Annotated in this window: 17 protein-coding genes and 1 pseudogene; 7 read left to right on the forward strand and 11 right to left on the reverse strand. The window is 70.5% G+C overall.

The annotated features are described in order from the left end of the window. Positions 1-97 precede the first annotated feature (97 nt). Positions 98-880, reverse strand: a complete 783-nt coding sequence (locus ACFY6U_RS19545) for a VOC family protein (RefSeq protein ID WP_390039795.1) — start codon at positions 878-880, stop codon at positions 98-100. 217 nt (positions 881-1,097) lie between these two features. Between ACFY6U_RS19545 and ACFY6U_RS19550 the strand changes: the two are divergent. Continuing rightward, positions 1,098-1,314: pseudogene (locus ACFY6U_RS19550) on the forward strand (helix-turn-helix domain-containing protein); the annotation flags it as partial. Between the two features lie 247 nt (positions 1,315-1,561). Here the strand turns inward: ACFY6U_RS19550 and ACFY6U_RS19555 are convergent. The 5 genes from ACFY6U_RS19555 to ACFY6U_RS19575 all read right to left on the reverse strand — a co-directional run bounded on the left by ACFY6U_RS19555 (position 1,562) and on the right by ACFY6U_RS19575 (position 4,401). Beyond that, entirely contained in the window at positions 1,562-1,939 is a 378-nt protein-coding gene (locus ACFY6U_RS19555) for a nuclear transport factor 2 family protein (protein ID WP_012895409.1), read from the reverse strand. Between the two features lie 81 nt (positions 1,940-2,020). Next, a complete protein-coding gene (locus ACFY6U_RS19560) occupies positions 2,021-2,749 on the reverse strand; it encodes a VOC family protein (protein WP_390039798.1) in 729 nt (242 codons plus the stop codon). A gap of 315 nt (positions 2,750-3,064) precedes the next feature. Next, positions 3,065-3,481, reverse strand: coding sequence for a VOC family protein (locus ACFY6U_RS19565; protein ID WP_390039800.1), 417 nt, complete (start codon positions 3,479-3,481; stop codon positions 3,065-3,067). A gap of 121 nt (positions 3,482-3,602) precedes the next feature. After that, positions 3,603-3,926: a hypothetical protein gene (locus tag ACFY6U_RS19570; protein WP_390040422.1), complete on the reverse strand. Its 324-nt coding sequence runs from the start codon at positions 3,924-3,926 to the stop codon at positions 3,603-3,605. 70 nt (positions 3,927-3,996) lie between these two features. Then, a complete protein-coding gene (locus tag ACFY6U_RS19575) occupies positions 3,997-4,401 on the reverse strand; it encodes an ATP-binding protein (protein ID WP_390039802.1) in 405 nt (134 codons plus the stop codon). A gap of 203 nt (positions 4,402-4,604) precedes the next feature. Here ACFY6U_RS19575 and ACFY6U_RS19580 point away from each other — a divergent pair, with 203 nt between their 5' ends. The 4 genes from ACFY6U_RS19580 to ACFY6U_RS19595 all read left to right on the forward strand — a co-directional run bounded on the left by ACFY6U_RS19580 (position 4,605) and on the right by ACFY6U_RS19595 (position 9,477). Further along, the gene (locus tag ACFY6U_RS19580; RefSeq protein ID WP_390040424.1) at positions 4,605-5,441 is read left to right on the forward strand and encodes a helix-turn-helix domain-containing protein; all 837 of its coding nucleotides are present in this window, start codon (positions 4,605-4,607) and stop codon (positions 5,439-5,441) included. A gap of 8 nt (positions 5,442-5,449) precedes the next feature. After that, the gene (locus ACFY6U_RS19585) at positions 5,450-5,635 is read left to right on the forward strand and encodes a DUF397 domain-containing protein (protein ID WP_390039804.1); all 186 of its coding nucleotides are present in this window, start codon (positions 5,450-5,452) and stop codon (positions 5,633-5,635) included. Positions 5,636-5,720: 85 nt separating this feature from the next. Next, complete coding sequence (locus tag ACFY6U_RS19590; protein ID WP_390039806.1) at positions 5,721-8,009, forward strand: ATP-dependent RecD-like DNA helicase; 2,289 nt, start codon at positions 5,721-5,723, stop codon at positions 8,007-8,009. 178 nt (positions 8,010-8,187) lie between these two features. Further along, a complete protein-coding gene (locus ACFY6U_RS19595) occupies positions 8,188-9,477 on the forward strand; it encodes a citrate synthase (RefSeq protein WP_294002060.1) in 1,290 nt (429 codons plus the stop codon). Positions 9,478-10,032: 555 nt separating this feature from the next. Here ACFY6U_RS19595 and ACFY6U_RS19600 read toward each other — a convergent pair. The 4 genes from ACFY6U_RS19600 to ACFY6U_RS19615 all read right to left on the reverse strand — a co-directional run bounded on the left by ACFY6U_RS19600 (position 10,033) and on the right by ACFY6U_RS19615 (position 14,612). Then, a complete protein-coding gene (locus ACFY6U_RS19600; RefSeq protein ID WP_390039808.1) occupies positions 10,033-12,342 on the reverse strand; it encodes a heavy metal translocating P-type ATPase in 2,310 nt (769 codons plus the stop codon). 137 nt (positions 12,343-12,479) lie between these two features. Beyond that, entirely contained in the window at positions 12,480-12,719 is a 240-nt protein-coding gene (locus tag ACFY6U_RS19605) for a heavy-metal-associated domain-containing protein (RefSeq protein WP_365800941.1), read from the reverse strand. A 73-nt stretch (positions 12,720-12,792) separates the two neighbouring features. After that, on the reverse strand, positions 12,793-13,743 hold the full coding sequence (locus ACFY6U_RS19610) for a PrsW family intramembrane metalloprotease (RefSeq protein ID WP_390039810.1): 951 nt from the start codon (positions 13,741-13,743) through the stop codon (positions 12,793-12,795). Between the two features lie 206 nt (positions 13,744-13,949). Continuing rightward, positions 13,950-14,612 (reverse strand): TetR family transcriptional regulator, encoded by a 663-nt coding sequence (locus ACFY6U_RS19615; RefSeq protein WP_390040426.1) that lies wholly within the window; start codon positions 14,610-14,612, stop codon positions 13,950-13,952. A gap of 198 nt (positions 14,613-14,810) precedes the next feature. On the opposite strand from ACFY6U_RS19615, the gene ACFY6U_RS19620 reads away from it, so the two are divergent. Next, positions 14,811-17,069, forward strand: coding sequence for an MMPL family transporter (locus ACFY6U_RS19620; RefSeq protein ID WP_390039812.1), 2,259 nt, complete (start codon positions 14,811-14,813; stop codon positions 17,067-17,069). Between the two features lie 213 nt (positions 17,070-17,282). Continuing rightward, positions 17,283-18,326: a zinc-dependent alcohol dehydrogenase family protein gene (locus ACFY6U_RS19625; RefSeq protein WP_390039814.1), complete on the forward strand. Its 1,044-nt coding sequence runs from the start codon at positions 17,283-17,285 to the stop codon at positions 18,324-18,326. 47 nt (positions 18,327-18,373) lie between these two features. On the opposite strand, the gene ACFY6U_RS19630 is transcribed toward ACFY6U_RS19625, so the two are convergent. Next, positions 18,374-18,574: an AlpA family transcriptional regulator gene (locus ACFY6U_RS19630; protein WP_089105276.1), complete on the reverse strand. Its 201-nt coding sequence runs from the start codon at positions 18,572-18,574 to the stop codon at positions 18,374-18,376. Positions 18,575-18,818: the final 244 nt, after the last annotated feature.

Here is an 18,818-nt window from a genome sequence, read left to right on the forward strand (position 1 = left end):
ACCGCCGGTCATCCCAGGGGTATCCCGGGCGTCACGGAAAGCGGAAGGGGGCCAAGACCTGGTGCTCACGGCAAAGGGCTGCTCTGCCGTCCACGGATCACATCGGCTTCGGCTTGAACACCGCGAAGGTCGCGCCCTGCGGGTCGGCGACCACGGCCATGCGGCCGGCCATCATCTCGAACGGCGGTTGGAACACCGTGCCGTTGCGCTTGACCAGGGCGTCCACGGTGGAGTCGACGTCGTCGACCGCGAAGTAGGTGAGCCAGTGCGGCGGGACGCCGGGGCGGTCGTCGCCGAGCTGTGCGGCGCCGCCGACGCCCCGGCCGCCGACGTTCAGGGACCAGTAGTTACCGGCGGCGCCCTCCATCGGCTGGATCTCGATCCCGAAGGCCTCGCCGTAGAAGCCGGTGGCGCCGGGTACGTCGCTCGTGTTCAGCTCGTTCCAGATCAGCGCGCCCGGCTCGTTGACCACCCCCGCGCCGTGGAAGTCGCCCGGCTGCCACACCCCGAACACCGCGCCCTGCGGATCGGCGGCGATCAGCATCCGGCCGATGTCGCCGACGTCCATCACCGGGGCGATCAGGGTGCCGCCCGCCGAGACGATCGTGTCCTGGGTGGCCTGTGCGTCGGTGCTGGCCAGGTAGGTGGTCCAGACGGTCGGCGGCTCCGGCTGCCCCTCGGGCGCCATGGTCGAGCCGATGCCGGCCACCGGCTTGCCGTGCAGCGTGCAGACCGCGTACCCGCCGAAGTCGGCCCCGCCGACCTCGCCCTGCCAGCCGAACAGGTCACGGTAGAAGTCCAGCGCGGCCTGCTGGTCCTGCGCCATCAGATCGACCCAGCACGGGGTGCCGGTCGGGTACGGAGTAGTGATCTCGGGCATCTGAAGCTCTCCCTGCGCACGAAGGATTTCCCCGCCGCCCACCATCACCGTATCGACGATTTCCCGCCACCGGAACGGCCGGGGTTTTACGTAGGGCTCACCTGCGGGCGGCCGGCGGCCCGAGTTCCGCTGGGTGCTCTGACCGGGAAGGTCCGCCGGGTTGGTGGTCGCGACGATTGGATGTGCGGTGACGTCCGGTCCGATCGCTGGAGGCGCGGTGGCTGAGCCTGTCCGCGTCCGCAGACTGACCGGCCAGGAGGGGCAGAAGCTGAGCTTTCGCCGGGGGCAGCAGGAGTTCGGTGCGCTACCGGCGCGCGATGATGCTGCTCGCCGCGGCGGGTGGGAACCGGGTGCCGGTGATCGCCCAGCTGGTGCAGGCGGACGAGGACACCGTGCGCGATGTGATCCACCGCTTCGACGAGATCGGCCTGGCCAACTCCCACCACCGCAGCCACCCCGCGCAAACCCAGGCACTGCACCGCTACCTGCGCCTGCGCAACACCAACGCCCGCCACCCCGACGTACTCGCCGCCCCACGCGAGGAACGCGCCCGCATCCGCAGCGAGAAGGGCATCGGCTGGGGCGGACGCCCCTCAACACCACAGCCTGACCAACCCCGAACAGCAGCCCCCGAACGCCGACGGGGCGAGTTCAGGAGAAGGACAGCGACAGAAGGATGACTCAGGAGGCGGACGGCTCGATCTCCCCCGCGAAGACGATGACCTGGTCGATGAGGCTCCGTCGCAGATGGACGACGTCCGTGCCCGTCAGGCGGGGGCCTCCGTCAGGAGTGGTGAAGACCCACTGGTACCGGGCCCATTCGTCAGGCATGTCCACCGCTGAGCAGCGCACCATCGTGCCGGTCCCCGCCGGGTGGCGCCGGATGTCCAGCACGAACCGCTCGACCGCCGCGATTCCTTCGCTGCGACCCAAGGGTCCCCAGAAGACCACGTCTGAGGTCAGGGCCTGGGAGAGCAGGGCAGTCACATAGCTGTCGTCCGAGGCGTTGAACGCGGAGATGAACGTGTCGATCGCGGAGCGTGCGGTCTCTTCCTGCATGCCCCAGTAATACCAGCCGTTTCGCGTGCGCTCGTCCCCCGAGCCGCCTTCCGGTCACGGTGAACCATCCCGGTCACAGCACTAGCGAGTGCTCCGCACACGGAACTCGTTGCCGTCGGGGTCGAGCATCAGGACGCCGTCGCGGTCGCCGTCGCCCGCGCCGCTGTCCGTGCGTGTCGCGCCCAGCGAGACCAGGCGGCCGATCTCCGCCTCCCCGTCGGCACCTGCGGGGATCCCCAGCTCGAAGAAGAGCCTGTTCGGACCCGTCTTCGGCAGCACCGGCGGACCACCCCACGTGATCTTCGTACCGCCGTCCGGTGACTGGATCGCGGTCTCCTGGTCCTGGTCCCAGACCAGCGGCCACCGCAGCGCCTCGCTCCAGAAATAGCCGACCTCCTGCGTGCCGTCGCAGGCCAGCGCTCCGATGAATCCGGTGTCGGCGAGGAACTTGTTGCCCGCCTCGATGACGCAGAACTCGTTGCCGTCCGGATCGGCGAGGACGACATGCTCCTCTTCCGGGAGCTGCCCCACGTCGATGTGTCTGCCGCCGAGCTCCAGCGCCCTCGCCACCGTCTGCCGCTGCTCCTCCGGGGAGGCGCTCGTCAGGTCGAAGTGCGCCCGGTTCTGGCCGTTCTTCGGCTCCTGGCTCGGCAGGAAACGGATGCGGAACCCGCTGTTGTCAGGGGGCAGGATCGCGATATCGCCGTCCGGACCGTCGGCCGGTTCCCAGCCGAGGACCCCGGACCAGAACCGCGCCAGGTCCGACGGCCGGGTCGCGTTGAAGCAGATCGCTGACAGTTGACTGGTCATACCCTGCTCATCTCCGATCCGTCGACGGTCGACAGGGTCTCGCCTCACCCGCGGGCGCAGCGTAGGGCGGTCGTGCGTCACCCGCATCCGGTTTTCCGGCTGGGTGGGCTCGGCGGCCGGTGGGGGCGTGCCGGGCCGCCTGCTACCCGGCGGTCTGGTCCGAGATCGCGGGGAGCGAGCCGAGCCGAGCCGAGCGCGGCCAGGGCCGGAGGCTGGGCGCTGGGGCTGCCGGTTTCGGCCTGGTAGCAGACGGGGAGCCGCACAACGTCGGGGCACTCCCAGCCACAGGAGCAGGGAGCGTCATCCGGTGGGCCGTCAAGATCCGGAAGCGGGGGCCTGGTTCGACGGTGCCAGGGTGCGCAGGACGTCGAACTCGTTGCCCTCAGGATCGGCCATGACCACCCAGTTCCGGTCCGGTCCCTGGCCCACGTCCACCTTGGCGGCGCCGAGACCGAGCAGCCTGGCCACCTCGTCGTCGGTGCTGCCGTCGACCGGGCTGACGTCGAGGTGGAGCCGGTTCTTCACGGTCTTGCCCTCGGGCACCCGGATGAACAGCAGGGTGGGCGGCATCTGGCGGGCCCGGACCTCCTCGACGGTCGGTACCCAGGAGCCGATCTCGACCTTGCCCTCGCTCCGGTCGATCACCTTGAAGTGCAGGACCGCGCACCAGAAGGCCGCGAGCCGCTCGGGATCGTGGCAGTCGACGACCAACTCCGTGAACCTACTGGTCATTACTCCCCCTGACAGCGTGGACGGGGGCTCAGCCTATGGGGCCTCGCCGCCCGTCCGGCAAGTCCGGGGTCGCCGCGCGGATCGACGTCGACACGATCGTCGTACGTTCCTGCGCGAGCGTTCAGCAGTCCCGTGCGGTCCCCTCGACGAAGCGAAGCAGCACTGCGGCCTCCGCGCGCAGCCGCTCGGCCCGGTCGGCGTGCGCCGGCGCGGTCAACTGCGCCGCGGCCTCCAGCCGTTCGTCTGCCTCCGCCCGTACGACACCCACCACGTCGCGCTCGCTCAGTTCACGCCGGGCCGCCTCGGTGGCCCCGGCCCCGACCGGCGACGCCTCCAGGGCCAGGCCCCGCAGCTCCGTCTCGCCCACGGGCACCGCCTCGGCGTTGTCCAGCGCGGCGAGGGTCGCGCGCAGGGCACTCACCGCGACCTTGTCGCGGGCACGCATCGCTTCGGGCAGTGCTTGACGCATACGGAGACGTATAGACATGCCGGTGACCTTACGGGCCCTCGTGTGCCTACGCCGCGGCCAACTCGCACCACACGTACTTCCCCCGATTACCGAACCTCGACAGCGGCTGCCAGCCCCACAGATCCGAACAGGCCCGCACCAGCGCCAGCCCCCGCCCCTCCTCCACCTCCCCGAGCCGCTCCAACGGCACCGGCGGCTCGGGCGGTTCGGGGTCCGCGTCCCACGCGCCGATCCGGAGGGTGCCGGGAGGCGACCAGCGGATACGCAGTGCGGCGGGGCCTTTCGTGTGCCGTACGGCGTTGGACACCAGCTCCGTGGCGAGGAGTTCGGCGACATCGAGGAAGTGGGCGAGCTCATGCGCAGTGAGGACCAGTCTCAACGTGTGACGGCTGACGGTGACGGCGCGGAGGTCGTTCGGGATGGTGAGCGTGTACTCCCAGCCTTCGGGCATGCGTCATCAACTCCGGTGGTTTTGGGGACTTTCACGCAGGGTGGCGTTGCCGCGGCCGTCCCGGCAGGACGGGGCGGTGCACTTCCGCTGCGTGTGCGGTGCGTCACTGACGGTACGGCTTTCATGTAAGACGGGGCAAGTCGATCGCGTAATCTGGCCCCGAACGAGCTGCGCTCGCAGACATGTTGAACCGGGGGCAATTGATGGTCCTGAGGCGCGAACCAACCGCACGTCAGGTGCGCCTGGGTGCCGAGCTGCGCAGGCTCCGAGAGGCGGCGGGCTTTACCGCCATCGAGGCGGCAGCGCTGCTCGGTGTGAATCGCGTCCAGATCACCCAGATCGAATCCGGTCTGTCAGGTGTGAGTGAGCAGCGAGTGCGGCGCCTCGCATCGCACTACGCGTGTACGGATGATCAGTTCATCGATGCTCTGGTGGCGATGGCTACCGATCGCACGCGCGGCTGGTGGGAGGAGTACCGGGGCTTGCTGCCCACTTCTTTCCTGGACCTCTCCGAGTTGGAGCACCACGCCCGGTTTCAGCGTCACGTGGCGATTCTCTATGTGCCGGGGCTGTTGCAGACCGAGGACTACTCCCGGGCTGTCTTCTCGTCCAGGCTCCCGGAACTCACCGGGGAGGAGCTTGAGCTGCGTATCCAGCACCGCAAGGCACGCCAACGGTCCACCACTCCCTACGAAGCGGTGATCCACGAAGCGGCGCTTCGGATCAGAGTGAGTGGCCGGGCCACCTCAAGGGCCCAACTCGTCCGTCTCTGTGAACTCTCCGAAGCCGAACACGTCACCGTACGCGTCATCCCCTTCGACCTGGACGGCTTCGCCAGCGCGTCGAGCACGATGACGTATCTGGGCGGCCCCCTGCCCAAGCTGGACACAGTGGTCCGCGACGCGCTGCACGGCACGGCTTTCATCGATCACGAGGCCCAGCTCGATACCTACCGAACGAGTTTCCGTAAAGTGGAGGGTGCGTCACTCGACCCGGGCCTGTCCCGCGACTTCATCCACCGGCTGGCGAAAGAGCTGTGAGGAAACCCATGGACAACTGGCGGAAGTCGTCCTACTCGGGCCCGGGTGACGGCAATGAATGCGTGGAGATAGCCACCACCCCCACCCACACAGCCGTCCGCGACTCCAAAGCCCCCACCCGGGCCACCCTCACCTTCCCCACCCCCGCCTTCGCCACCTTCCTCGGTGCCTTGAAGCAAACCCCCGGGCGTTGACCGTTCAGGCCCCGGCCAGGCCATCGCGAGGCTGAGCCACCCCGTTCCCCGGCGCCTTGTCAGACCCCACCGGTACCGTCGGATCATGGCTGACCAGGCGGGGACCCCCACAGGCGAACGACGGCTCGCCACCGTCGAAGGCGTGCTCGAACGGATCACGTACGCGAACGAGGAGAACGGGTACACGGTCGCGCGGGTCGACACCGGCAGAGGTGCCGGAGATCTCCTCACGGTCGTCGGCGCGCTGCTCGGTGCCCAGGTGGGGGAGTCGCTGCGGATGGAGGGCCGCTGGGGCTCGCATCCCCAGTACGGCAAGCAGTTCACCGTCGAGAACTACACGACCGTGCTGCCGGCCACGGTGCAGGGGATACGGCGCTATCTGGGGTCGGGGCTCGTCAAGGGGATCGGGCCGGTGTTCGCCGACCGGATCACCCAGCACTTCGGGGTGGACACCCTCCGGATCATCGAGGAGGAGCCGAAGCGGCTCGTCGAGGTGCCGGGACTGGGGCCGAAGCGGACGAAGAAGATCGCCGACGCCTGGGAGGAGCAGAAGGCGATCAAGGAGGTCATGCTCTTCCTCCAGACCGTCGAGGTGTCGACGTCGATCGCCGTGCGGATCTACAAGAAGTACGGGGACGCGTCGATCTCCGTCGTGAAGAACCAGCCGTACCGGCTCGCGGCCGACGTGTGGGGCATCGGGTTCCTGACCGCCGACAAGATCGCCCAGTCGGTGGGGATTCCGCACGACAGTCCGGAGCGGGTCAAGGCCGGGCTGCAGTACGCGCTGTCCCAGTCCGCCGACCAGGGGCACTGCTACCTGCCCGAGGAGCGGCTCATCGCGGACGCCGTGAAACTCCTCCAGGTCGACACCGGCCTCGTCATCGACTGTCTCGGCGAGTTGGCCGCGCCGCCCGAGGACGGGGAGGACCCGGGCGTCGTACGGGAGAAGCTCCCCGGCCCGGCCCCGGACGCCGAACCCGTCACCGCCGTCTACCTCGTCCCCTTCCACCGGGCCGAAGTCGCCCTCGCCTCCCAGCTCCTGCGCCTGCTCCGCACCGACGAGGACCGTATGCCGTCGTTCAAGGACGTCGCCTGGGACAAGGCGCTCGCCTGGCTGAAGGACCGTACCGGCGTCGAGCTCGCCCCCGAGCAGGAGGCCGCCGTCAGGCTGGCGTTGACGGAGAAGGTCGCGGTGCTCACGGGCGGCCCCGGCTGCGGCAAGTCGTTCACCGTGCGCTCGATCGTGGAGCTGGCGCGGGCGAAGAAGGCGAAGGTGGTGCTCGCCGCGCCCACCGGCCGGGCGGCCAAGCGGCTCGCCGAGCTGACCGGCGCCGAGGCGTCGACCGTGCACCGGCTGCTGGAGCTGAAGCCGGGCGGGGACGCGGCCTACGACCGGGACCGGCCGCTGGACGCCGACCTGGTGGTGGTGGACGAGGCGTCGATGCTCGATCTGCTCCTCGCCAACAAGCTGGTCAAGGCAGTGCCGCCGGGGGCGCATCTCCTCTTCGTGGGGGATGTGGACCAGTTGCCCAGCGTCGGGGCGGGGGAGGTGCTGCGGGACCTGCTCGCCGACGGCAGCCCGATCCCCGCCGTCCGGCTCACCCGGGTCTTCCGGCAGGCCCAGCAGTCGGGGGTGGTGACCAACGCGCACCGGATCAACGCGGGGCAGCACCCCGTCACCGACGGCATGAAGGACTTCTTCCTCTTCGTGGAGGACGAGACGGAGGAGGCGGGCAAGCTCGCCGTGGACGTCGCCGCCCGTCGCATTCCGGCCAAGTTCGGGCTCGACCCGCGGCGGGACGTACAGGTGCTCGCACCCATGCACCGCGGACCGGCCGGCGCCGGCGTGCTCAACGGCCTGCTGCAGCAGGTGATCACCCCGGCCCGTCCCGAGCTGCCCGAAAAGCGGTTCGGCGGACGGGTGTTCCGGGTCGGCGACAAGGTCACCCAGATCCGCAACAACTACGAGAAGGGCGAGAACGGCGTCTTCAACGGCACCGTGGGCGTGGTCACCTCGCTCGACCCGGTCGACCAGCGCCTCACGGTGCTGACCGACGAGGACGAGGAGGTGCCGTACGAATTCGACGAACTGGACGAACTGGCCCATGCCTATGCGGTGACCATTCACCGTTCACAGGGGAGTGAATATCCCGCGGTGGTGATCCCGGTCACCACGGGAGCGTGGATGATGCTGCAGCGCAACCTGCTCTACACGGCGGTCACCCGGGCCAGGAAGCTGGTCGTCCTCGTCGGTTCGCGCAAGGCGATCGGCCAGGCGGTACGCACGGTGTCGGCAGGTCGGCGCTGTACGGCACTGGACTTCCGGCTCGGGCGGAGCGATCTCCGGAAAAATGATCGATCAAATGAGTCGTGAAGGTCACAGAGCCCTTCCAGATGGCGGGACAAGGGGGCAGGATGAGCAGGTTGGCGGCACTGAGTGCCGCCGATAGGCCCAACGGTCGACCCCGAGTGCACTCTCCTGAGCCAAATGGGGGATGGTAGAGACAGTCAGGGCACCTCGAAGATGAGGCACTACGTCGGTGAGGGAAGACGTGAGCGACAACTCTGTAGTACTGCGGTACGGCGACGGCGAGTACACCTACCCGGTGGTCGACAGCACCGTCGGCGACAAGGGCTTCGACATCGGGAAGCTCCGCGCCCAGACCGGTCTCGTGACCCTGGACAGCGGCTACGGCAACACCGCTGCCTATAAATCCGCCATCACCTACCTCGACGGCGAGGCGGGCATCCTCCGCTACCGCGGCTACCCGATCGAGCAGCTGGCGGAGCGCTCCACCTTCCTTGAGGTGGCCTACCTGCTGATCAACGGTGAGCTGCCGACCGTGGACGAGCTCACCACGTTCAAGAACGAGATCACGCGGCACACGCTGCTGCACGAGGACGTCAAGAACTTCTACCGCGGCTTCCCGCGTGACGCCCACCCGATGGCCATGCTGTCGTCGGTGGTCTCGGCGCTGTCCACGTTCTACCAGGACAGCCACAACCCGTTCGACGCGAAGCAGCGCGACCTCTCCACCATCCGCCTGCTCGCCAAGCTTCCGACGATCGCCGCGTACGCGTACAAGAAGTCGGTCGGCCACCCGTTCGTCTACCCGCGCAACGACCTCTCCTACGTGGAGAACTTCCTGCGCATGACGTTCTCGGTGCCGGCGCAGGACTACGAGCTGGACCCGGTCGTGGTCTCGGCCCTGGACAAGCTGCTGATCCTGCACGCGGACCACGAGCAGAACTGTTCGACGTCGACGGTCCGTCTGGTCGGCTCGTCGCAGGCGAACATGTTCGCGTCGATCTCCGCCGGCATCTCCGCGCTGTGGGGCCCGCTGCACGGTGGCGCCAACCAGTCCGTGCTGGAGATGCTGGAGGGCATCCAGGCCAACGGCGGCGACGTCGACTCCTTCATCACCAAGGTGAAGAACAAGGAGGACGGCGTCCGCCTGATGGGCTTCGGCCACCGGGTGTACAAGTCCTTCGATCCGCGCGCCAAGATCATCAAGTCCGCGGCGCACGACGTCCTCTCGGCCCTCGGCAAGTCCGACGAGCTGCTGGACATCGCGCTGAAGCTGGAGGAGCACGCGCTCTCCGACGACTACTTCGTCTCGCGCAACCTCTACCCGAACGTGGACTTCTACACCGGCCTGATCTACCGCGCCATGGGCTTCCCGACCGAGATGTTCACGGTCCTGTTCGCCCTCGGCCGGCTGCCCGGCTGGATCGCCCAGTGGCAGGAAATGATCAAGGAGCCGGGCTCCCGCATCGGCCGCCCGCGCCAGATCTACACGGGCGTCGTCGAGCGCGACTTCGTGCCGGTCGAGGAGCGCTGAACGCGCTAGCGGGCGTACGGGCGTAGCAGAAGGCGCCCTGGAGCGCCGGTCCCCCCACGGGCCGGCGACCAGGGCGCCTTCCCGTGTCCCGGTGCGGATTCCCCCCACGGGATCCGGCCGGGCGCTCGGTACGGCAGCGCCTGAATCGCTGCTTTGAGCACAACGAGCAGAACTCGCCGTACTGCATCCAGTGATGCGGTGCGATCTGCCGGGACCCGTACGGCGCGGGAGGGCCGCTCAAAGCTTCCCGTCGTACGTGCCCCGGCAACGCATCTCTGAGGAAGTCCCCCAAGACATCCCCAGATGCCAGGTCAGCGCCCCCCAAGACGCATCTCTGACATCGCCAACTTAGACCTTCGAACCCCTTCGATGGTTACGTTCACATCACTGTGATCTGCGTCTCTTGCATCTGTCCGATAGATGCGCAAGAGCCCCGATATGTTGATCGGAGCTCAAGCGTAAGGATGATGCGCGAGCCTTGTGAAGAGCTTATGTGAGGTGCGCGTTGGACTCTAGGGGGAGTCCGACATCCACCGTGTCGAACCGCCGGTAACTTCAGCGGAAGGTGCGCAGCCGCAGGCTGTTGGTCACCACGAACACCGACGAGAAGGCCATCGCGGCCCCCGCGATCATGGGGTTGAGGAGGCCGGCGGCGGCCAGTGGGAGCGCGGCCACGTTGTAGCCGAAGGCCCACACGAGGTTGCCCTTGATGGTGGCGAGGGTCCGCCGGGACAGCCGGATCGCGTCCGCCGCCACCCGCAGGTCCCCGCGCACCAGGGTCAGGTCTCCGGCCTCGATCGCCGCGTCCGTCCCGGTGCCCATCGCCAGCCCCAGATCGGCGGTGGCCAGCGCCGCCGCGTCGTTGACGCCGTCGCCGACCATGGCGACCGTCCGCCCCTCGCGCTGCAGCCGTCGTACGACGTCCACCTTGTCCTCGGGCAGCACCTCGGCGACGACCTCGGTGATCCCGACCGCCTGCGCGACCGATTCGGCCACCGCCCGGTTGTCCCCGGTCAGCAGCACCGGCGTCAGCCCGAGCGCGCGCAGCTCACGGACCGCCTCGGCGCTGGTCTCCTTGACCGCGTCGGCGACGGCGAGGACACCCCGCGCCCGCCCGTCCCAGCCGACCAGGACCGCCGTACGGCCCTCCTGTTCGGCCCGGGAGCGGGCCAGGGCCAACTCCTCCGGTACGGCGTCGAAGAGGCGCCCCACGGCCACCTCGCGGCCGTCCACGCGCCCACGTACGCCCCGCCCGGGGACGTTCTCGAAGTGCTCGACCGCAGGCAGCGCCCCGACCCTCCCCCAGCCTTCGGCCGGGGGGACCCCCATCTCGCTTCGCTCGGCCGCCCCCGCGGCGATCGCCCTGGCGACCGGATGCTCGGAGGCGTGTTCGAGGGCGCCCGCGAGCCGCAGCACCTCGTCCGCGTCCTCCCCGCCGTCCTCGGCGACGTACACCGCCTGGAGGCTCATGCGCCCGGTGGTCACCGTCCCGGTCTTGTCGAGGACGACGGTGTCGACCCGGCGCGTGGACTCCAGGACCTCCGGGCCCTTGATGAGGATGCCGAGCTGCGCACCCCGCCCGGTGCCGACCATCAGCGCGGTCGGCGTGGCCAGGCCCAGGGCGCACGGGCAGGCGATGATCAGGACGGCGACGGCGGCCGTGAACGCGGCGGCCGTGTCCCCGGTGACGCCCAGCCAGACCCCGAAGGTGCCGAGCGCGATCAGGATGACGACCGGGACGAAGACGGCGGAGATCCGGTCGGCGAGCCGCTGCACCTCGGCCTTGCCGTTCTGCGCGTCCTCCACCAGCCGCGCCATCCGCGCGAGCTGCGTGTCGGCGCCGACCCGGGTCGCCGCGACGACCAGCCGCCCGCCCGCGTTGACGGTCGCGCCCGTGACGGCGTCGCCGACGGTCACGTCCACCGGCACGGACTCGCCGGTCAGCATCGACGCGTCCACCGCGGACGCCCCCTCGACCACGGTCCCGTCGGTGGCGACCTTCTCCCCGGGCCGTACGACGAACCGGTCGCCGACCGCCAGCGACGCCACCGGGACCCGTACCTCACGCCCGTCCCGCAGCACCGCCACGTCCCTGGCGCCCAGCTCCATCAGCGCCCGCAGGGCCGCGCCCGCGCGCCGCTTGGAGCGTGCCTCCAGGTAGCGGCCGAGCAGGATCAGCGCGACGACCCCGGAGGCGACCTCCAGGTAGATCGTGGACGCGCTGTCCATCCGGGAGACGGTGAACCGGAACTCGTCGTGCATGCCCGGCATGCCCGCGTCGCCGAAGAACAGCGCCCACAGCGACCAGCCGAACGCGGCCAGTGTGCCCACCGAGACCAGGGTGTCCATGGTGGCGGCGCCGTGCCGGGCGTTGGTCCAGGCGGCGCGGTGGAACTGCAGGCCGCCCCAGACGACGACCGGGGCCGCGAGGGTCAGCGACAGCCACTGCCAGTTGTCGAACTGCAGCGCCGGGACCATCGCGAGCAGCACCACCGGGGCGGCGAGCAGGGCGGAGACCAGGAGGCGCCGGCGCAGGGCGGCTAGCTCGGGATCCCGCTCGGCCTCGGCCTCCTGCTCCTGTTCGGGCTTCGGGGGTGCGGGCTCCTCGGCGGTGTACCCCGTCTTCACGACCGTGGCGATCAGGTCGGCGACCTGAACCCCCTGGGGGTATGTGACCTTCGCCTTCTCGGTCGCGTAGTTCACGGTGGCGGTGACGCCGTCCATGCGGTTGAGCTTCTTCTCGACGCGGGCGGCGCAGGAGGCGCAGGTCATGCCGCCGATGAGCAGCTCGACCTCGGACTCGCCGGCCGGGCGCGGCGGGGCTATCGGTGTCTGTGCGGTGCTGGTGGTGGTGCTGGTCGTCATGTCCGGACTCCAGACAACGGACCGGACCGCGCGGAGCCAGTATCAGCTGGTCGGCACGGCCCGGCGGAGAGATACGTTTCCGTCGTACGTGCTGCTCGTACTGCTCGTACTGCTGGGGGTGCTTGCCGTTCGGGCTCTCAGACGCGGCCGACGAGCTCGAAGCCCGCCTCGTCGACGGCGGCGCGGACCGCCTCCTCGTCGAGCGGGGCCGCGGAGACGACCGTGACCTCGCCGCTGGCCGCGACGGCCGTCACCGAGCTGACGCCGGGCAGCCCGGAGATCTCGGCGGAGACGGAACCCTCACAGTGTCCGCAGCTCATGCCGGTCACCTTGTAGACGGCGGTCACGGAGCCCGGGGTGTCGGTCTGGGCGGTCATGTCGTTCTCCTCGTCGAGGCGTGTGGGGCCGATGGGGCCCACGAGAGAACCCCACTGTCGTCACACTATACCCCTAGGGGGTATTTCTCCAAGAGGTGTCGCGGCGTGCCAGGGAGAACACCCAGGCGACGCCGAGCAGCGAGACGAGTACCAGCAGGCCGACGGAGAACACCGCGAAGAGGTGCTCCTGTGCCGCGCTGGGGCGTGGGATGTACCCCTCGGCGAACAGCTGCCGGGCCGGCCCGGGGTCCGCCAGGTGGGCCACCAGCCAGACCGCGATCCCGTGCGTGGAGTCCCACAGGGCGTGCAGCAGCGCGACCCCGAGGCAGGCGGAGACGAGCGGGGCGGTGACGCGGAAGCGGCCGTTCGGGCGGCGGAAGGAGAGCAGGACGCCGCCGGCGGCCGCCGTCCACAGGCCGTGCCCGAAGGGGGCCAGCACTCCGCGCAGGATCTCCGTCTCGATCAGGGCGCGCAGGTCGATGCCCTCGGTGGAGACGGCCGCGTTGAACGCGTACCCGGCGCTCTCCAGGGCCGCGAAGCCGAAGCCGACGGCGGCGCCGAGCACCAGCCCGGCCCGCATGCCCCGGATCCCGGGCAGCCGGCGCAGCGCGAACACCAGCGCGCCGAGCTTCACCGCCTCCTCGATCAGGCCGACGCAGACGAACATCCCCCACGAGGGGCGGACGAGGTAGGACTCCATCGCCGAGGCGCCCAGCACCCCGAGCGTGCCGCCGGTGAGGAAGCAGCCGAGGATCGCGCTGACCCCGAGGTCGCGGCCGTGCCGCTCGTACGCCCACAGTACGAACACGACCGGGACGAGAAAGCTGCCGAGCAGGATCAGGGTCGGCAGCAGGGTGGTGTTCCTCGTCGCGTACGTGACCGCCGCAGTCAGCGCCCACAGGGCGAACCCTCCGCCGAGGCAGCGCTTCCACAGGCCGGCACCGATACGGGGGTACGGCGGTGGCGGCTGCTGCGGACCGGGGATCCGGGCCTGCGGGCGGCCGGGCGGCGGAGAGTGGGTCACGGCGGGTCCCCCTTGTGCTCCTGCGGGTGCGGGTGGCGCTCGTCGGCTCGGGATCGGCGCGAGACCGGTGCGAGATCGGTGCGATTTACCCGCACTTTAGGCATATGTGCCGCGCGTCGCAGTCTGGGGGGTTCGAGGGGGTGGCGGTCCGGTGCTGTGCGGCGGTGGGAGTGTGCCGTGGGGTGCCCGACGGGTCGGTCGGCGGGTCAGCCGGCGGGGTGGCCGAGCCGGTCGCCGACCAGGGGTTCCAGGTAGCGGGTGAGGACGTCCTTGATCTCCTGGACGTAGGCCTGGCGCTCGGCGCCCTCGTGGCTGAGCACCAGCTCCAGCCCCGCCTTGTAGATGCCGAGGCTCACGTGCGCCGTGCGCGTGATGTGGGCCTTGCCGGCGTCCGGCGGCAGGAGCGAGGCGAGCAGGCCCTCGATGCGGCCGATCAGGTTGGTGTGCAGCGCGTCGTGGGCCTCGGTGATCCCGCCGGGCACGTCGGGGCCGTGCATGAGCGCGAAGAACACGGGGTGATCGGTGTTGAAGGCGGTGAGGCGGTCCACGGTGGCACTGACCGCGTCCGTCAGCGAGGTGCCGGGGTCGATCGGCGCGAGCGCCTCGCCGTAGGTGTCCCGCAGGTCGTGCATCAGCCGGTCGCCGAGCTCGATCGCGATCGCTTCCTTGTTCGGGAAGAACTGGTAGAGCGTGCCGGGGGAGACGCCGGCCTCGCGGGCGATGGCGTTGGTGCTGGCGGCCGTGTAGCCCGTGGTGCAGAAGACCGAGGCGGCGGCTTCGAGCAGCTGCTGGATGCGCCGCTCGCCGCGGGCCTGCCGCCGGCGCGGCTGCTCCTTGCCCGGGGTCGTGCCGCCGGGCTGCTCTGGCATGTCGGGCTTGTCGGGCACGCGTTATCCCCAGCTCTCCGAACGCGATTGACAAACACGAGCGGTCGCTCGCATTCTGTTGGAACGCGAGCGTCGGCTCGTGTTTGCCAGTCTAAAAGGCAATGGCCGACCCATGCTGCCCTGTGCACGAAGCGGATGCGTACCGGCAGGCAGTGGTCACGGTGAAGGGGACACCGCAGGATGACCGAAGTCAACAAGCCCTCGGAGGCCGGGAGCGGGGCCCGCCCGGGTGGCTGGACCAGGTTCGTGACCGCCCGTCCCCGGCTCTCGCTGCTGCTCGCCCTGGTGATCACCGCGCTCGCCGTGCTGGCCGGCAGCGGGGTCGCCGACCGGCTGGGCAGCGGCGGCTGGGAGGACCCGGCCGCCGAGTCGACATACGCGACGAAGGCGCTGGAGCGCGAGTTCCCGGACTCCCAGCCCAACCTGCTCCTCCTGGTGGACGCACGGGGCGGCTCGGTGGACAGCCCGGCCGTGGCGGCCGAGGCGAAGGCCCTCGCCACCCGGCTTTCCGGCGAGAGGGGCGTCATAGGCGTCGGCTCGTACTGGCAGACCACGTCGCCGTCCCTGCGCGCAAAGGACGGCCACGAGGCCTTGATCGCGGCCCGCATCACCGGTGACGAGAAGGCGGCGGCCGACACCCTGGACCGCATCGCCCCGCACTACCGGGGTGCGCACGGACCGGTGACGGTCAAGGTCGGCGGGATGGTGGCGGTCCGCAGCGACATGCAGACGATCATCAAGGAGGACCTGGCCCGCGCCGAGCTGATCGCCCTGCCCGTCACCCTGGTCCTGCTGGTGATGGTCTTCGGCAGCGCGATCGCGGCCCTGCTCCCGCTGGGCATCGGCATCGTCGCCATCCTCGGCACGAACGCGGTCCTGCGCGGCATCACGTCCTTCACGGACGTCTCGGTCTTCGCGATGAACCTGACCACGGCCCTCGGCCTCGGCCTGGCCATCGACTACGCCCTCTTCATCGTCCGCCGCTTCCGCGAGGAACTGGCCACGGGCGCCGACCCGCTGACGGCGGTCGGCACGACACTGCGCACCGCGGGCCGCACCGTGCTGTTCTCGGCCCTGACGGTGGCCGTCTCCCTGGCGGCGATGCTCGTCTTCCCCCAGTACTTCCTCCGCTCGTTCGCCTACGCCGGCATGGCGGTGGTCCTGCTGGCCGCGGCTGCGGCCCTGATCCTGCTCCCGGCGGCGCTGATCCTGCTGGGCGACCGGGTCAACGCGCTGGACCTGCGCCGGCTGTTCCGCAGGGGCCGGGAAGCCCGGCCCTCGGGCGCCGAGGGCACGGCCTGGGCCCGTACCGCCACCCTGGTGATGCGCCGCGCCCCGCTTTTCGCCATCGCCACCACGGCCTTCCTGATCGTGCTCGGACTGCCGTTCCTGGGCGTGAAGTTCGGCACCGCCGACGACCGCCAGCTCCCGGCCGGCGCCGAGTCCCACGTCGTCCAGCAGCACATCCGGGACGGCTTTCCGGGCAACCCCGGCGGCGACCTCGAAGTCCTGGCCGAGGGCGGGGCGAGCCAGGCGCAGTACACGGCGTACAAGCAGCGGGTGGCGGCCCTGCCGGAGGTGGCCGGGGTAGCCGGCCCCCTGGTCAAGGGCGACGCGGCGTACTTCACGGTGCAGCCGAAGGGCGAGTCGGTGGACGACGGCGCCCAGCGCCTGGTGCGCGAACTGCGCGCGCTGCACACCCCCTTCGACACGAAGGTGACGGGCACGGCGGCGGTCCTGGTCGACTCCAAGCACGCCATCGCAGAGCGCCTGCCCTGGGCGGCGGCGATCATAGCGATCGTCACCCTGCTGCTGGTCTTCCTCCTCACCGGCAGCGTCCTGATCCCCCTACAGGCGGTCCTGCTCAACGCGCTCAGCCTCACGGCGATGTTCGGCGCGGTGGTCTGGGTCTTCCAGGACGGCCACCTCTCGAACCTGCTGGGCTTCACCAGCCCCGGCTCGATCGAGACCACGCTCCCGGTCCTGATGTTCTGCGTGGCCTTCGGCCTCTCGATGGACTACGGAGTGTTTCTGCTCTCCCGCATCAAGGAGGAGTACGACAGGACCGGCGACCACGAGCGGGCGGTCCGCCTCGGCCTGCAGCGCACCGGAGGCCTGATCACCGCGGCGGCGATCATCCTGGCGGTGGTGATGGTGGCGATCGGCACCTCCCGGGTCACCAACACCAAGATGCTCGGCCTGGGCATCGCCCTGGCGGTCCTGATGGACGCGATGGTCGTCCGCAGCCTCCTGGTCCCGGCCATCATGCGCCTGACGGGCAAGGCCACCTGGTGGGCCCCGGCCCCCCTGCGCCGCTTCCACGACCGGTTCGGCCTGAGCGAGGGCGAACCCCAGAAGCCCCCGTCGGACACACCCCGTTCGAACGCGCCCGAGCCAAACGCGCCCCGCCCGGACGCGGCCCCGATCGGACGCACCTGAGCCAAACGCGCCCCGCCCGGACGCGGCCCCGATCGGACGCACCTGAGCCAGACGCGCCCCAATGGGGCGCTGGGGGCACCCCCGGCCGAAGGCTGGGGGAGGAACTGCGCGACCGGCCACGACGGCGCCGCAGTGGGCACACGGCACACGCCCACCACGGCACTCCCAGCGGAGCGCTTACCCTTCGCGCAGCCCCCGAAAGGAGCACGTGCGATGCGAGCCGTCGTCTTCGACCACTACGCCACCCCCGCCGAGGTACGGGACGTCCCCGACCCCCACCCGGCCCCCCACGGAGTGGTCGTGCGCGTGGAGGCCACCGGCCTCTGCCGCAGCGACTGGCACGGCTGGCAGGGGCACGACCCGGACATCACCCTCCCGCACGTCCCCGGCCACGAGCTGGCCGGGGTCGTCGAGGAGGTCGGCCCCGGGGTGACCGCCTGGCGCCCCGGCGACCGGGTCACCGTCCCCTTCGTCTGCGCCTGTGGCACCTGCCCGTCCTGCGCGGCCGGCGACCAGCAGGTCTGCGAACGCCAGACCCAGCCCGGCTTCACGCACTGGGGTTCCTTCGCCCAGTACGTGGCGCTGGACCACGCCGACGTGAACCTGGTGGCGATCCCGGACGGCATGTCGTACGCCACCGCCGCCTCCCTGGGCTGCCGCTTCGCCACCGCCTTCCGCGCGGTGGTGCAGCAGGGCAGGGTCGCGGCGGGGGAGTGGGTGGCGGTGTACGGGTGCGGGGGCGTGGGCCTGTCGGCGGTGATGATCGCGGCGGCTTCGGGGGCGCGGGTGGCGGCGGTCGACGTGTCGCCCCAAGCCCTGGACCTGGCAAGGAAGTTCGGCGCGGCCCACGGCGTGAACGCGGCGGCCACCGCGGACCCCGCGGCGGCGGTCCGCGACCTGACCTCCGGCGGCGCCCACCTCTCCCTGGACGCCCTCGGCTCACCCGCCACCTCGGCCGCCTCGGTCAACTCCCTGCGCCGTCGCGGCCGGCACGTCCAGGTGGGCCTGTTGCCGTCCCCGGACGGCAACACCCCCGTGCCGCTGGCCCGTGCGATCGCCCTGGAGTTGGAGCTGCTCGGCAGCCATGGCATGGCGGCCCACACCTACCCCGCCATGCTCGAACTGGTCCGCGCCGGCACTCTCCGCCCCGACCTCCTGGTCACTTCGACGATCACCCTGGACGCGGCCCCGGCAGCCCTGGCGGCGATGGACCGGGCACCGGCGGCGGGGGTGACGGTCATCGAGCCCTGGGCCTGACGCGGCCGCGCCCCGCCCTCTGGAGGCGGGGCATCCTGCGACCGGGCTCAGAAGTCTCTGCGCCCCCGGTTCCCCGGCCGGGAGGCGACCCAGGCGCGGACCGTGTCGGCGTACCAGTAGGGCTTGCCGCCCTCGACATGGTCGGGCGGGGGGAGCAGCCCGTGCTTGCGGTAGGAGCGGACGGTGTCCGGCTGCACCCGGATGTGCGCCGCGATCTCCTTGTAGGACCAGAGCCTTCGGTCGGTCATGAGGTGCACCTCCCTGCGCGCACCGCGGGGGCGACCGGAGGCGGTCGTCGGGGGAGCCGGGCGCTGCGCTGGCGATCACAAAGCCTGCGCCCGGTGAACGACGGAGAGTGACTGTGCGCAAGCGGCTGTGGGCCGGGTGTGACCGAGAGCCCGCGTATGCGCGACATGTGTGACACGACGGGGGAGTTTGTGACACAGCCGGGGCACAGAAGCGCGCGGGTTCATCGGCGGGGCGCGTTGACAT

The organism is Streptomyces sp. NPDC013157 (assembly GCF_042899865.1).
Taxonomy (GTDB): Bacteria; Actinomycetota; Actinomycetes; order Streptomycetales; family Streptomycetaceae; genus Streptomyces.